The 14576-nt window shown below is 57.8% G+C and carries 13 protein-coding genes and 1 pseudogene; 2 read left to right on the top strand and 12 right to left on the bottom strand.

The window, feature by feature from the left end:
• Positions 1-256: 256 nt before the first annotated feature.
• From FHX16_RS20670 to FHX16_RS20630, 9 genes are all read right to left on the bottom strand, one after another.
• A complete protein-coding gene (locus FHX16_RS20670) occupies positions 257-550 on the bottom strand; it encodes a YciI family protein (protein ID WP_183759144.1) in 294 nt (97 codons plus the stop codon).
• Between the two features lie 152 nt (positions 551-702).
• Positions 703-1767: a maleylacetate reductase gene (locus FHX16_RS20665; RefSeq protein ID WP_183759143.1), complete on the bottom strand. Its 1065-nt coding sequence runs from the start codon at positions 1765-1767 to the stop codon at positions 703-705.
• Between the two features lie 2 nt (positions 1768-1769).
• The gene (locus FHX16_RS20660) at positions 1770-2651 is read right to left on the bottom strand and encodes an intradiol ring-cleavage dioxygenase (protein WP_259130127.1); all 882 of its coding nucleotides are present in this window, start codon (positions 2649-2651) and stop codon (positions 1770-1772) included.
• Positions 2652-2669: 18 nt separating this feature from the next.
• Complete coding sequence (locus tag FHX16_RS20655; RefSeq protein ID WP_183759141.1) at positions 2670-3728, bottom strand: SDR family oxidoreductase; 1059 nt, start codon at positions 3726-3728, stop codon at positions 2670-2672.
• 3 nt (positions 3729-3731) lie between these two features.
• Positions 3732-4715 (bottom strand): zinc-binding dehydrogenase, encoded by a 984-nt coding sequence (locus tag FHX16_RS20650; RefSeq protein WP_183863861.1) that lies wholly within the window; start codon positions 4713-4715, stop codon positions 3732-3734.
• 10 nt (positions 4716-4725) lie between these two features.
• Positions 4726-5739, bottom strand: a complete 1014-nt coding sequence (locus tag FHX16_RS20645) for a Gfo/Idh/MocA family protein (RefSeq protein ID WP_259130122.1) — start codon at positions 5737-5739, stop codon at positions 4726-4728.
• Entirely contained in the window at positions 5736-6020 is a 285-nt protein-coding gene (locus tag FHX16_RS20640) for a YciI family protein (protein WP_183759138.1), read from the bottom strand. Before FHX16_RS20640 ends, FHX16_RS20645 begins: the two co-directional genes overlap by 4 nt.
• A 51-nt stretch (positions 6021-6071) precedes the next feature.
• A complete protein-coding gene (locus tag FHX16_RS20635; protein WP_183759137.1) occupies positions 6072-7145 on the bottom strand; it encodes a 2,3-butanediol dehydrogenase in 1074 nt (357 codons plus the stop codon).
• Between the two features lie 68 nt (positions 7146-7213).
• Positions 7214-8002: a glucose 1-dehydrogenase gene (locus FHX16_RS20630; protein WP_259130119.1), complete on the bottom strand. Its 789-nt coding sequence runs from the start codon at positions 8000-8002 to the stop codon at positions 7214-7216.
• Positions 8003-8455: 453 nt separating this feature from the next.
• Between FHX16_RS20630 and FHX16_RS20625 the strand changes: the two genes are divergently transcribed.
• Together FHX16_RS20625 and FHX16_RS20620 are read left to right on the top strand one after the other, a co-directional pair.
• The gene (locus FHX16_RS20625; protein ID WP_183759135.1) at positions 8456-9361 is read left to right on the top strand and encodes an NAD(P)-dependent oxidoreductase; all 906 of its coding nucleotides are present in this window, start codon (positions 8456-8458) and stop codon (positions 9359-9361) included.
• Between the two features lie 79 nt (positions 9362-9440).
• Positions 9441-11159, top strand: a complete 1719-nt coding sequence (locus tag FHX16_RS20620; protein WP_259130115.1) for an extracellular solute-binding protein — start codon at positions 9441-9443, stop codon at positions 11157-11159.
• 57 nt (positions 11160-11216) lie between these two features.
• Here FHX16_RS20620 and FHX16_RS20615 read toward each other — a convergent pair whose 3' ends face one another.
• From FHX16_RS20615 to FHX16_RS31610, 3 genes and pseudogenes are all read right to left on the bottom strand, one after another.
• Positions 11217-12278: a ketopantoate reductase family protein gene (locus FHX16_RS20615; protein ID WP_259130112.1), complete on the bottom strand. Its 1062-nt coding sequence runs from the start codon at positions 12276-12278 to the stop codon at positions 11217-11219.
• A gap of 1214 nt (positions 12279-13492) precedes the next feature.
• Complete coding sequence (locus tag FHX16_RS31615) at positions 13493-14260, bottom strand: cyclic nucleotide-binding domain-containing protein (RefSeq protein ID WP_405049306.1); 768 nt, start codon at positions 14258-14260, stop codon at positions 13493-13495.
• 90 nt (positions 14261-14350) lie between these two features.
• Positions 14351-14476: pseudogene (locus FHX16_RS31610) on the bottom strand (mechanosensitive ion channel domain-containing protein); the annotation flags it as partial.
• Positions 14477-14576: the final 100 nt, after the last annotated feature.

Raw genomic sequence — 14576 nt, 5'->3', positions numbered from 1 at the left:
GTAATCGAGATGGAACTCCGGGTTGCCTCGTCGCTCAGCGCGACATTGGCCTCCAACTGTCTCGACGAAAGAGCTTGTCCCGATCCCTAAAATTGCGGCTGGCACTGCTGTCCCGAGATTCCCGATACTCGATGAACATACCGCTGCAGATACTTCCGGCTTCCGCCAGCCAGTCAAGAATATGCTTCCAGGTGATAGCAGTTACCGCTTTCATTTTCTCTCCTCCTTAGAAAATCAGCAGTTTAATCCTGTTCCTTCAGCGTGCCGACGCAAGAGCTCCGATCGTGGGACGCCACTCGTAGATAACAACATCGCGATACACGCCGTGGACTACGAACGGGTCGGCCGAGCTGAAGCGACGCATTTCCTCAAGCGAACCTACGTCCGCTACAACCACGCCACCCTCGCCTATGCCTGAATCGTTCATGATCGGGCCGGACTGTAAGATCGAAAGCTGTCCAGAACGCAGATGCCGCTTGTGGTCCTCAAGGTAGATTTTCCGCACCGAGTCCTTGTTCGGATCCGATATCGCGACACGGACTGCGAGCATCCTCTACACCTCCCAATTATCCGCGATTCCTCACAATACCGCGCATATTCGATTTCGTAGTGTTGATGGTAGCTTGAGGGGCCGGGAAGAAAAGAACGGAATTATCCATTTCGGATGTTCCAGTATTGGCCGCCCATCGCCCCGCTATTCCACTACTCCGTCTTAGGTTCATCTCCACGAAAAGCGCGATCGAGCAGACGATGAAGGCCGCTCCGCTCAAGCTCTCTCGGATTCCAGTAAGCGTTGCTCAGCGCCTGCTCCACGGCCGCCTCGATACTACCTTCAGGCATGCCGAGGTCTCTCAACGACATCACCGCCCCCAATTCCTTGGCCATATCGTAGAGGAACTTTGCCGGGTCGGGCGCGGTGAGCGATCGCTTCAGCCGCTCCATCGCGACCGGCGTGGCTGGAGCGTTATAGGCTAGAGCGTGAGGAAGCATCGCGGTATGCAATTGGGCGTGCGGTAGATTGAACATCCCGCCGAGCGTGTGACAAAGCTTGTGGTGCAACGCCATGCCAACCGATCCCAAGCAAACACCGCAGAGCCAAGCGCCATACAGCGCTGAAGAGCGGCCTTCGATATCTTCCCGATTGGCGTGTATCCGAGGCATAGCTCGCACGATGGCTGAAATACCTTCCTCCGCCGCTAACGAGATGATCGGGTTCGCTTCCTTCGCGTAAAGAGCTTCAACAGCGTGGGCGACCGCATTGAACCCACTCGTCACTGAAAGCGGTACGGGTAATGTAAGCGTGAGGTTGACATCATAAACGATAACCTCGGGAAGGATTCGCGGGTCCGACTTGGTGACCTTCCGCCCTCCCTCGGTTTCGCCGAGAATAGGGGTTGCCTCCGAACCAGCATATGTGGTTGGCACCACGATCTGTGGCAGATCTGTGCGCAAAGCTATCGCCTTGCCCAGTCCCGTCGTCGATCCGCCGCCAACGGAAAGCAATGCATCGACATCATGTCGCTCGATGGACCTCATCGCGTCTGCCGTTACGTCGACAGGGGTGTGCATCTGCGCCTTAGAATAGCTGGCTACTACGCGTTGGCCCAAGCTCCCAGCGATTTCTGCTGCCTGATCGGCCTGCTCCGGTGTCGAAAGCACTAAGATACGCCGTACCTTCAGCCTGTCCGCTTCGTCAGGAAGCGCTGCTACAGTGCCTTGGCCAAAAATGACCCGCGCGGGATTTCCGGTGTAGACAAAGTTTTTCAACGTCAGCCCCTATCAGTAGGCTTGGCGAGGACGAAGTCGAAGTCCGAACGCCAATGCGTTTCGCCTGCTTCGAGCTTCGTGAACGGCGCGACCAGAGTTTGCTTCACTCCGAATACCGTGTCCGATTCAAGGTATGGATCACCACCGACGAAGGTATGAGTGACCAGCTTCTGGAATCCATCCGCCCGGACCATGTAATGCATGTGCGCCGGGCGGTATGGATGGCGGCCGAGGCTTGCAAGCATCTGCCCTACCGGACCGTCGTCGGGAATCGGATAAGAAACGGGTCTGATACCGATGAAGCTGTAGCGGCCATCGGCGGCGGTGACAAAAACACCTCGGTTGTTCCATTTCGGCTGGAGTTCAGGCTGCTGAACGTCGTAGTAGCCATCCGCGTTGTCAGACCAGACGTCTATTCTCGCTCCCGACACGGGATTGCCGTCCAAATCGAGTACCCGCCCGATGAACAGGCAGCTTTCCCCCTTGCCGTCGAGACAGATCCGCTCACCCATTTCACGGACAGGGCAGCCCTCTACGTGGAAAGGCCCAAAAACGGTGTTTTCGGTGGCACCGATCGGACGCCTGTTGTTGATGGCATCGACCAGCATCGACATTCCCAGCGTGTCGGAGAGAAGGATGAATTCCTGTCGCTCTCGTGTGCACATCTGTCCAGTGCGGGTCAGAAAATCTATTCCGTATTCCCACTCCGCCTGCGTAAGGTTGACCTCGCGGGCAAAGGCGTGGAGATGCTTGACAAGGCACGACATGACCTCTCTGAGGCGAGGGCTGACGTCTTCCCCCATTCGGGCATTGACCGCTTCCACGGAATTCGTCTCCGTGAAGAAGCCAGTCGTTGGGTTCGTTTCACTGGTGTTTGCGACCATATCCAATGCTCCCGACATCTAAGGGATGATCCGGTCGGATCGCAGACGATCGAAGGCATCGGTAAACGATCGGGTAGTGTCCTGATATTCAAGAAACCCGAGTTCTCGACTACGGCCCATATCGTTGAACGTCTCGATTTGGCGTCCGAGATCCGCGTCCGTATGCCAAAAGGACGCGACGCGCCTTAGCGCGTTGGATTCAAGGGAGTATTTGGCCACGATCTCATCCCAAATGGGGCCCGCATCAGCCATCTGCACTTCAAGCGGCTTCGGGCTTCCGGGATAGGGCGCAGCCTCGATACCGAAATAGGCGGCGAGACGCGGCCAGAGCCATTTCCACCTGAATACCTCGCCATTCACCACGTTGAAGGCCAGATTTGCGGCAGCGCTGGTGGTCGCCGCCCAGTGCAGGTGCTTAGCCAGAATTCTCACGTCTGTAACGTCGGTTACCGCCTCCCACTGTTCGGGTGAACCCGGAAATACAAATGGTCGACCCGTCTCGCGGCAGATCGACGCGTACACGGCAAGCGTCGCCGCCATATTCATCGCGTTGCCGACCGCATACCCGATGAGTGTGTGTGGCCGATGAATCGACCAGGTAAACCCTTCCCGCTTCGACGCGGCGAAGACTTCGTCCTCTTGGACGTAGTAGAAGTTCTCTCCGGGCAGGCGAACCTGCTCCTCTCTGAAAGGCGTTTCCGGCTTGGTCTTCGCGTATGACTCGAATGGCCCGAGATAATGCTTTGTCCCGGTGGTCAGCGCGACGTGCTCGATACCTCTTCCCGCGAGGGCCTCAAGTACATTGCGTACTATCGCGCCGTTGATCCTGCAGTTCTCCGCTTCAGTCTCCTGACGGGACCATGCCGTGATGAACACATGGCTAGGACTAGCATCCGCTAGCGCGGATCGTACGGACGGCGGATCAATGAGGTCACAGCTTAGGGTCTGCACGCCAGTGACCCGGCTCTGCGACCGCGACAACCCCGATACGGTCCAGCCGCCGCTCGCGAGAAGATTTTCCGCAAGATTGCTTCCAGTGATCCCGGTCGCGCCGACGATGAGTGCTTGTCTTGTCATGTTCTACCCGTTCAACAATGTAATCTTGATGCTCTTCGTGGGATCCTGGCCGAACGAAAATGCTTCCACCGCGTCGGTAAGTGAGAAGTCGTGTGTCTGGATTGGCGACAGGTCGATCCCCGTGCGCTCAAGAAAACGAATAGCGGCGGGCCAGACACCCGGAGAACCGATGCACCCTCTCACCGTGAGGTTCTTCATCTGGATCTGACCAATCAAAACTGGAACCTTCCGTCCAATGTTGATGCCGACCATGGACATTCTCCCCTCTTCACGCGCGTAATCGAACGCGGCAGCGAGAGATGCATCATGGCCGGAGGCCTCGATCACCAAGTCGGCACCCTTCCCTCCGGTTAACTCGCGAATCTTCTCGGCTGCGCCGCCGTCGGACGGATCGATGGCGACGTCCACCCCTAGCCGTTGGGCAACTTCACGACGCGACGCCAATGGATCGACGACGATCACGCGCGCGCCCATCCCAATCGCTGCGGCGGCCGAGACGAGACCGATCGTGCCGCCACCGGAAACAACCACAGTCTCGCTTGCATTAGTCCCTCCAGACCTTAGGACGGCGTAGAAGCCGCAGGTGAAGGGCTCGATTAGCGCGGCCTTCTTGTTGTCGACCGCGTCGGGCAGCTTGTGAAGCCACTCCGGATTGACTGCGAAGTATTCTCGATCCGCACCGCTTATTGAGAAGCCGAAATGATGGAGTCGCTCGGGCGTGCGCACCACGCATTCCCCTACAACTCGGTCACCCTTTCTGAACCCCGTGACGTTCCGACCGACCTCGACGACTTCGCCGCTCCATTCGTGCCCTGGGGTCACCGGATAGGAAATCGGAATAATGTAGCGCCCGGCGAGAAGCTCGTAGTCGGAATGGCAGATACCGACCGCTTTGGTATGAACAAGAACCTCGTTGGGCGAAAGATCCGGCATGCCTACATCGGCGATGACGGGCTTTTCCGGAGCTTCGAAAACCAGAGCTTTCATCTCATCCTCCTCAAATTGGTTCCAACAACCCAGTGTTTGCGGAGCGAACGATCGCTTCGAGAAGAGCGATGTTGTTGATCAAATCCGTACCACTGATGGGATAGTCCGCATCGCCTCTGACGGCCGCGGCAAATGCTTTCAAATTGTCACGGACTGGTTCGGCTGGAGGCAACTCACGGACGGTGATCGGCTTGTTCTTCCATCCTTCGGTAACGACCCAGCCGTCGGGTGCCTCGACATGCGCCTTGTCGCGCACGTCGATCCAGCCCTCCGTGCCGAACACCGCGAAGCGGGAGATGAAGGGCGTTGCGAGCGTGGCGGATATGTAGGCCGTACCTCCTCCGGAGAAGCGAACGTGAGCGCTCATCGTGTCTCCTTGCGGTATTGACGAGGCAAGGTTTTCGCATACGACGCGAACATCTTTGGCAGGACCCATAAGTTTCACCGCAAGGTCGGTAAGGTGGATCCCTGTCGCCGTCATACCTCCGGCCGGAGCCTGCTCGGCCCTGAGACGCCAGTTCGATGGATCGAGAGCGAGAAACTTGTCATGGCTGAAGTTCGCTTCGATTTGCAGCAAACGGCCGAGCTTTCCAGAGCTCGCCGCTTCGAGAATGGAGGCGATCGGTGTTTCGAAACGGCGCTCGTGCCCCATTCCGAGCACCAGCCCTGCCTCCCGGCAAAGTGCCACTGATGCTTCAGCCCCTGCCTTGGTCAAGTCGAGCGGCTTCTCGCAAAACACATGCTTACCAGCGCCGACGGCACGGGCGATCTGCTCGCGATGCAGCGAATGCGGCGTGGCAAGCACAACCGCTTCGACCGCCGGATCCTCGAGAGCGTCCGCCATGTCCGTAGAATACCGCAGCCCCATCTCGGCTGCGAAACCTGCCGCCTCGGGATTGGGATCGACGCCATGAACGAAATGCATTCCAGAGCCGCCTGCGTTGACCAGGGTCGCCATCTTCCGGCCCCACCAGCCAAGACCCACCAGTGCCGCAATCACGGGCTTCTCTTCACGAATGGTCATCGATTATCCACCCGCTTGCTGAATGGATGGATGTTGACGGTTTTCCAAACGCCAGCCTTGGTGAAGGGATCGGCCCTGTTGAATTCGACAATCTCTTCCTTGGAATCTGCTTCAAAAACGAAGAGAGAGCCGATCATAGTTTCATGGTCGTCGGCCAGAAGCGGCCCCGAGATCACCGTTTTGGTTTTGCCAGTCGAGAGATATGCCTTGTGAGCGTCGTAGTTCGCGAGCCGTTTGTCGACGGCTCCCTCATGGTCGAGGCAATGAACAACAAAATGCATTTCGTAAGTCCTTTCAAGTTCATGGCAGCCTCTCGCGAGGCTCTGGGCCGGTCAGGCCTTCATGTCGACTAGGATTTTCAGATGGGTGCCAGCGGGATCGAGAAGCGCTTCGAAGCCCTTCTCGACGACATCCTCAGCGGCGATCTGCGCGGTGACGATCTTCTCGACCGGGAAGACTCCGCCCCCAATCATCTGTGCGATGCGTGGCCAAATCTGCACGGGGTAGCACCACGTGGCCTCCACGGTGATGTCTTTGAGCGCCCACAGCATTGCGTCGATGGACGCGGGCCGAACATGGAGCCCTACCTGGACAACCGTGCCTTGGCGGCGAACGGCCTTGGCGCATAGGTTGAGCGAGGCCTCAGCACCCACACATTCAAGGGCAACATCGAGGCCGACGCCCTCTTCGGTGTGCTCGCGGAAGAGACGCTCGGTATCAGTTTCGCGTGGGTCAAATACGATCGCCTCAGGAACAAGCTTCTTTGCGAGTTCACGGCGATTTGGATTGAGCTCGGAGACGAAGATCTTGGTGGCTCCCGCCGCCTTGGTGGCAAGCAGAACCAGCGCGCCTATCGGCCCAACTCCGGACACAAGGACCGAGCTTCCGGACGTGACCCCACCACGGTCAACGCCATACACCGCCACCGCCGCTGGCTCGATCATCGCTGCCTGCACATCAGAAACGCTGTCTGGAACGGGAAACACGTTGTAGCCGTTGACGATAGCCCGCTCCCCCATCCCGCCCCAGTCCCACGACAGACCAACGCAGGCCATCTTTTCGCTGAGGTGGAAAAGTCCGCGCCGTCCGTAATAGTCGTCGCGCGGAGAAATCAGCGGCTGAATCGAGACGCGCGAGCCGGGCGCAACATGCTTCACGTTCTTGCCGACTTCGAGGACGCGTGCCGAGAACTCGTGGCCCAGGATCTGTGGCAGCGTTGCGCCGGAGTAGACGTGCGGCTTGGCCGGCGTCACAATCGGACCCGCAACGTACTCGTGAATATCAGTGCCGCATATGCCGCAGACCAATGGCTCCACCAGCACCATGTCGTCGCCGAGGGGCCCTTCCGGCGCCTTCACGTCTTCGACACGGATGTCTTTTTTCGAATAGTATCTTACAGCCTTCATTGCTCTGCCTTTCAGCTATTCCGCCCTGGACCTCCGGACGGTTTGATGCGTCAGACGCGTGCGCCGCGTCAGATAAGGACCATGCCACCGTCGACCATGATGGTCTGCCCGGTAATGTAGTCGGATGCGTCCGAGGCCAGGAACGTCGTCACGCCCGCGATGTCTCTGGGCAGAGACACTCTTCCCAGCAGGATCGACTGTGAGAACTCGTTGATTGCCTGTTGAGGCTTATCCGTCAAACCGTGGTCCATGAACTCGCGGTCGAGCTGCTCCCAGAGCTCTGTCTTGACAACGCCCGGCCCAAAGCAGTTGACCGTTATTTTGTGCTCAGAGAGGGCGCGCGCCGCCGCTTGGGTAAGCGCCACGACGGCAAATTTGGAGGCGCAGTAGTGAGCGAACAGCGGATAGCCTTGTTTCCCGGCAATCGACGCCGTGTTGACGATCTTGCCGCCGCCACCTTGGGCGATCATCTGCATCGCAGCTTCCTGGATCCCGATCATCACACCGCGGCCATTGATCCGCATGATCCGATCGAAGTCCTCGTCCGTCACCTCGAGAAACGGGCAGGTCTGACTAATGCCAGCATTGTTGAACATGACATCAAGGCGACCGAAACGCTTGACTGTCTCCGCGATCAGGTCCTTAACACTCTGACGATCCGCAACATCGACACCGACAGCGAGCGCCTCATGGTTGCCGGCGGAAATCTTCGCAGCCGTCTGTCTTCCCGCGTCGACGTTTAAGTCCGCAACGACCACCCGGGCACCGTTGTCCGCGAGATCACCAGCTATCCCAGCTCCGATACCTCGCGCGGCACCCGTCACGATGATGACTTTGTTCTCGACCGATCCCGGCACGACTGCTCCTCCCTCAACATATTGTTCCCGTGCAAGACACGCCGATTGCGTGTCGTCGCACAGTTCGATCGCGGCGCACCGGAGGGAGGTTTGACTCATTTCCCACCATCCGACCGAGCGACGGAATCGTCAGTCAACGAAAGCCGCCGCGCAAACCAGCGGCCTGCACGCGTTCTCAATTATCTGACGGCTTTGTTCCTCCCACAGGAAACGCCGTGCGATCCTGAGCGAAGGCTAGATGATGGAGCCTCGCCTCGACAAATCTTAAATTATCCGAAACGGATATTTTCAGTGCAGCAATCACTCTCGAGCTGAAGCTACTATTTCTTAGGGAGGAGACGACGGCGCTTGCGCCGCATGGTGGCACGCATCAGCCCATTCATATGCGCTCCTTCTCAATAGCAGCATCGAAGTATCTGGTTGGCAAGCGCCCCCAGGGAAGGAAGGTTTTGCATGAGCGATACAATGAGAGTGGGCTGGGCTGGCATCGGCAAGATGGGCGCCCCAATGAGCAGGCGAGTGCTCGAGAACGGATATGCTCTCTCTGTGTACGAGCCGCTCCCGGAGAACCGTGCCTCGGTCGTAGCTCTCGGCGCTAACGTCGCCCACAGCCTTGAAGATCTGGTCGAGACATCGGATGTCGTGATGTTGACCATACCCAACGACGCTATCCTCCGAAACCTCATCCTTGCCCCCTCTGCACTTGCTGAGTTGCTAAGGCCGGGCCAGATCGTGGTGGAGATGAGTACCGTGTCGCCGGAGCTGTCAGCGGAAGTGGCCGACGCCTTATCGCGCGTTGATGTTGCCTACCTCCGTGCTCCGGTTTCTGGAAGCACGATGACCGCTTCATCAGGAACGCTTTCGGTGATGATCTCCGGCCCGGAGGACGCGTACCGAAAGGTGAAGCCCATTCTTGCCAGTTTCTCCATAAAGCAGTTCTACCTTGGAAATGGAGAGGAGGCACGATACCTGAAACTCGTCCTGAATGCCTTGGTGGGGGCAACCGCGGCCCTACTCGGCGAAGCCCTGACGCTTGGGCTAAAAGGCAACCTGTCCGTAGAGACAATGCTGAATGTTATTTGTGAAAGCGCGGTGGCGTCGCCGCTAATCGCCTACAAGCGGGATCTTCTTGTAAATCGGAACTTCGATCCAGCCTTTTCGGTCTCTCAAATGATGAAGGACTTCGACTTGATCCTGGGAGCAGCGAAGTCTGATCATGTCCCAATGTATCTGGCGTCGATGATCCGACAGCAGTACGAGGCCGCATTCGCAGACGGACTCGCGGAAAAGGACTTTTTCGTTCTTTTTGAGCAATACGAACGTCTTGCTGGCCTGAGCCGCGAAAGGAAAGCCCTTTGAGCGGAGGCACACATGCTGGCTGGTGAAAACGCAATCCGCGCGCTAGTCTGACCGCCACAACGACGGTTGGGAGGCCGACGTGAACGAATACGAGATGCTGCGCGTCATTGACTTCATCGAGAAGACGCGTCGACCGTTCCGGGAGGTTATAGAAGCTGCTGACGAGGACGCGATCTGGCTGATCGTCACCTTCCTCATCAAATCCCATATCCTCAGCCAGCCAGTATCGATTTCCACGCTGGGCCAAGAGTCGGGCCTCCCGTACGCGACTTCGATGAGGCTGATCAATCGTCTCATCGACAGCGGACACATCATAAAGGTCTCCAAGTCCTCCGGCCAGCGTTATGCCCTGCAGCCGAGCGAGCAACTTTTGCGATCATTTGAGAACTATGCTCGAAAAACGAAATCTCTCCTCGCACAGACCTTGGGCCTTCGCGCGGGCGAAGAAGAGGACGAATACTACTTCGGCGGCACACCGCTCGGATCGCAGATCATCCCGCCCATGCGGCTCGTCCAGAGACGCGCGGAGGCACAGATCGAACTCCGATTTCTGCTGAACGACGACAACTACTTTTCCGCCATGCGGAACATGTGGGCCGATTTCCGCAGTAACCTTGCGTCCCGCAAGAATTTCGACCTGCTGCCGCTACCGGAAGTCTATCGGCGGGCGAGAGAGAATGCCGCTAAGAAGCTCTCCGACTACGACGTAATCGCCATCAACATGCCGTGGCTTGGCGAATTCGCAGAGAGCGGTATCATTCGTCCAATCGACCAATACGTTCAGCGGACGGGCATCAACCCGTTGGATTTCCATCCCTCCATCTGGTCGTCGGCGACATGGGACGGAAGAGACTATGGCGTTCCTGGATACTGCACCGTCGAATTCCTTGCGGCGCGAAAGGACCTCTTTCTCGAAGCAGAGATCTCGTTTCCAAAGACGTTCGAGGATGTGATCAGAGCTGGGCGCAAATTTCACTCACCTGACGAAGGTATGTATGGGGCAGTCTGGGACGGTGCGCGCGGCATGCCCATCGCCTCTAGTTTCCTCTTCTTCCTGGGTGCATGCGGACAGCCAGCGATTTCGCTGCGCAAGACGCGCTCAGGCTACACCCTAGAAGGCCTCGACCCCGATGAACTAACATGTACCATCCTTTCGGATGCAGGCTTCGCTGCTCTCGAATACATGCGAAGGCTAATGGAGATCTCACCGCCAGCCATATTGGAGATGGCGTGGGACAAGACGCTCGACGTGTTCCTGCAAGGAAGAGCCAGCCTCGGATACTTCTGGACGATGCGAGCCGCTCGGTTCGAGTACGATGTCCAATCCAAGGTAAAGCGGCGAGTTGAGTATCTGCCCCAGCCTTCGGGACCCGGCGGCACCCGTGCTTCCCCCATCGGCGGCTTTCTTTTCTGCATTCCAACCAATCTGCCAGAAGAACGCGTGGAATTGGCCGCCGACGCGATCGCCTGGATGGCTTCACGGGAGGCGATGAAAGCACACGTAAAGAACGGCTTTCCGGTCGCGCCGCGCTTCTCGGTTAGCGCCGATCCGGAAGCAGCCGCCAGCTCGCCGATCGTCCGGTTTGTGGATCAGCTCGCAAAGAAGAGTCTGCTACATACTTGGCAGCGCCCCAAAATTCCCCAGTACACAACTATCGAGAAGGTGCTAGGCACGGAAATCCATGACGCCTTGCTCGGCAACAAGACGCCGCGCGAGGCACTTGAAACGGCGGCGGCGGAAATCGAAATGAGCCTCAGAGTGGGACGGCACTCCGTCCAGGAACTTCGGTCGCGCTAAAAGCCCCCGATGCCGCCGCGGGAGGAGCAGCGCCCCGCGACGGCTGAGGTTACTCGTTCAGAGCCCGTCGGACGAATGCTGATAGCTCTCCATCAACAGGCCTGCGTTATGAGGCCGTGCTTCGATCCGTCCGGCCTCAATGTCCAAGGCCACCTCGACGACGCGCCTGTTGACAGGCGCTTTTCGTCCATCGCGTTCCAGAATATCCGCTACCAGTCCGTTGACTTCCTGGACTTCTGCCCGCCGACCCTTTCGCCAATCCTGCAGCGAGGTCGTCAGCGTATCGGCTTGGGAGAATGTCTTGAGCACCTCCTCGAAAATCTGATCTACGTAACGTTCAGGATGGTTGGTGGTAACTACAGACATGCCGATGATAGGTATGATCTGCGCTCCATCGGCTAGTGCAGCCTGCATTGCCTCGTACCCCGCGGCGCGCATCACTTCCAACATTCCGGGATGCCGCGCAGCGTCCGCCAGTGGTAGATTGACGATGGCGGAAGGAATGAGCTCCGCTGCATTGACAACGAGCTTCATCCATTTCGCCGAGTGGATATCGTCCATTACCTCGACACGGCCAGAGTTTCGAAGCAGCTTCGCGACTTCCTCAACCCGGTCCCGGTTCTTGGGGTCTAGCGCGCCAAGAGCGAACCACGATGTATCATGATCGTTTTGTCGGTTTGTGATGCCGGGAATGAACATATTGGACGCGACCTCGATGACCGCTCCGACCGTTCGCTCTCGACCCACGACATCGGCGATGTCCTCGTGGGTCATGCCGTTTTGCAGTCCGACGATGAGGCCGTCGGGCGCAAGGCATGACTTTATCAACTGACACGCCCACTTCGTGTCATAGGCTTTGACGACGAGAAAGACTAGGTCGAACGGTTCTCTGATTTCCGCTACTTGGCAAAGATGTAACGCGGGAACCTGCACGTTGATCGTCCGCGAAGGCAGGTTAACCGTGATGCCGTCGCGTCGGATTGCCTCAACATGCTCGGGCCACTGCTCTATGAACGTGACATCAAGCCCGGCGCGAGCAAAGTCAGCCCCGATCGACGCGCCCTGAGCACCAGTCCCGAAGAAGGCAATTCTCGGCCCACGACTGCTATTCCAAACCATCCTGGTTCCTCCCAACATTGTCATGCAACTGCTGCTCGGAAGCTCGGCCTCGAAAGCAGCATGCCGTGAATGGTAAGGTCTATTTGGGGAACTTAAACACCATGATTATCCATAGTGGATGTATCCTGTCTGCCGGGACATTTGAACTGGCACTCAGGCATGGCCGCGGGTCAAAAGGCTGAAGGAGCTCAGCACGGCGGCTCCACCGATGAAGATAATCCTGCAAGAGTGAGGAACCGTGACATGCCAGATTGTGTTATAAGGCTTGGATGTCACATTCCCTCCGACATCCATCCCAACGGCAAGGTCCTGCCTCCACAGCAGCAGGACCTTGCTTTTGACAGCACAAGTGGGGGTGAGTAAGGAGCTTCCCGTCGGTGACTGTCCAAGGTGCTCTTGCTCACTTTATGCAAGAATTGTCATAGGAGACCAGATAGTCCTGGTCTGCAAAGCTCATTCCGGATTCATCGAAACAAAAGCCCTTCGGCGCGACGCGGATGAGATAGCGTTTTCCGCAGGTTGCTGGGACCACGATTGAGTAATTTCTGGGCTCCGTAGTCGGGGCCGGGTCAGTCCAGCTTCGGTGACGCTGTCGATGACGTGGCAGTTTGCGCAGGCTCTGAACAGCCTCGCGCCCCGCTGCAAAAGCTTGTGTGGCTGAAATTGCCAAGCAAGCCAGGGCGATTCCCGTAGTTCTACGAGCTGACCGGGCCCCTGCGTCGGTATTCGCAGTGCGTTTCGGCCCGAAATGATTTTTCATTGCGCCGTTACCTCGGTGTTTGCGTCACGGCAAAACGGGAAGCCTTCTCAGTGATGGTCCAAGATCAATCCGGACGCGCGTACTTGCACCTAACTGCTGAGTGGCCAACGGCCGCAGAAGCACCTCGAGCCAGCGGAGCATCTCAACGCGCCCACCTATCGTTACAAGCAGCCGGCCACGCATCACGTCATGTGTAGGGCGCGGGGTCTGGCTCGTCACGACGAGTTCCACGATGTCGCGATGCTTTGTTGTTCTCCGTGTGAAATATAGGCTGGTAACCGCAACGTCAGCAGCCCGAGTCCTATTATACGAACGACAGGGATCGGCGCGAGCGTTTGCGGGTGCGTCAGGGTCGCCGTGCCGAATCTCATCTCCCAGGATGGTTAGTTGGTATAGTACGCGTCCAGACTTGACGGAGCCCAGGATGTCGGGCCCCTCCTCCCCGGTCCGGCCTTTAGTGGTGCTCTGCGTGCGGAACCTCAAAAAGGTGGCGGATCCTTTCTGCAATTGAGGTCGGCTGTCCTTCGTCGGGATGCCGGTGACTTTCAATGAACTGCCTTTCGTTCTCGATCCTCTTAGCGAGCAGGAGACCGAGTTCTTCAGCGAGAGTCGGCCGATCACGCATCACACTTGCCAAGTCTTCCTTGCCAATCTGGTAAACCACGACGAATGTCAGCGCGCGAACTCGCGCGGGTTCTGCGGCTCCCAAAAGAACGCCACGCTCGCCAAACAAATCTCCCGGCGCCAGCCGCGTTTCGTCCGCCATTATTCCTTCGACTTCGCGTTCGACGGCCACGACGCCGTTGCGGACGATCATCAGCGACGACATCGATGCGTCCTGCTCGACGATGACCGCTCCTTCATTATACGTCAGGCGCTTCATGTTGCCTGCGAGGCTGTCCATTTTGTCTTCGGTTAGGGTGGAGAAGAGTGGAATTGCATTGAGCAGGCGCCAGGCCGTTGCCGGGTTCTGGAGCTGGTTGTTCGGTGCTTGAGCCGGATCCGCGCGATTGCCGGGCGGCGCTCCGAGTTGGATTCCTGCAGCCCGCAGGTGGCGGTAGATAAGGTCGTAGATTTCATTCTTCGCCGCGGCGGTCCGCGACATACCGGAAACCCGGAAGGAAAGCTCGACCTCCATTGCGGATGAATCCAGTCCAACAATGGCGACCGAAGGTGGCGGCGACTTCAAGATCGAATTCGCGCTAAGCAGGACGGAACGCATCGCGTCCTCGATCAGCGAAGGCCGTCGTGTCGGAACAACTCGCACGGTCACCGTCGCACCGTGAACCTCGTCTGAGCCCGTCAAATTGGTCAAGCGCGCCTTCGCCAGTGCGCTGTTGGGGACGATGATGAGATCGTTTGAGTTGCTGAGGAGATGAGTTGCCCGCCAGTTCGTTTCGACCACGCGCCCCTGAACACCGTCCCCCAAGGAAATCCAGTCCCCTAGGCCGTAAACTCATAAATTCTCTTGGCGTATTGCGTTCGGCGTGATTCAAGGCTTCCGAATTAGGAGCTATGATGACACGCCGCCGCTACGA

Source organism: Rhizobium sp. BK661 (assembly GCF_024808825.1).
Taxonomy (GTDB): Bacteria; Pseudomonadota; Alphaproteobacteria; order Rhizobiales; family Rhizobiaceae; genus Rhizobium.
This window is presented reverse-complemented; position numbering and strand designations above follow the sequence as displayed.

Bases quoted from the DNA above. Each gene is read 5' to 3' on its own strand.
- FHX16_RS20670 (WP_183759144.1), bottom strand. From the start codon at position 550: ATGCTCGCAGTCCGTGTCGCGATATCGGATCCGAACAAGGACTCGGTG.
- FHX16_RS20660 (WP_259130127.1), bottom strand. From the start codon at position 2,651: ATGGTCGCAAACACCAGTGAAACGAACCCAACGACTGGCTTCTTCACG.
- FHX16_RS20655 (WP_183759141.1), bottom strand. From the start codon at position 3,728: ATGACAAGACAAGCACTCATCGTCGGCGCGACCGGGATCACTGGAAGC.
- FHX16_RS20650 (WP_183863861.1), bottom strand. From the start codon at position 4,715: ATGAAAGCTCTGGTTTTCGAAGCTCCGGAAAAGCCCGTCATCGCCGAT.
- FHX16_RS20645 (WP_259130122.1), bottom strand. From the start codon at position 5,739: ATGACCATTCGTGAAGAGAAGCCCGTGATTGCGGCACTGGTGGGTCTT.
- FHX16_RS20640 (WP_183759138.1), bottom strand. From the start codon at position 6,020: ATGCATTTTGTTGTTCATTGCCTCGACCATGAGGGAGCCGTCGACAAA.
- FHX16_RS20635 (WP_183759137.1), bottom strand. From the start codon at position 7,145: ATGAAGGCTGTAAGATACTATTCGAAAAAAGACATCCGTGTCGAAGAC.
- FHX16_RS20625 (WP_183759135.1), top strand. From the start codon at position 8,456: ATGAGCGATACAATGAGAGTGGGCTGGGCTGGCATCGGCAAGATGGGC.
- FHX16_RS20615 (WP_259130112.1), bottom strand. From the start codon at position 12,278: ATGGTTTGGAATAGCAGTCGTGGGCCGAGAATTGCCTTCTTCGGGACT.
- FHX16_RS31615 (WP_405049306.1), bottom strand. From the start codon at position 14,260: ATGCGTTCCGTCCTGCTTAGCGCGAATTCGATCTTGAAGTCGCCGCCA.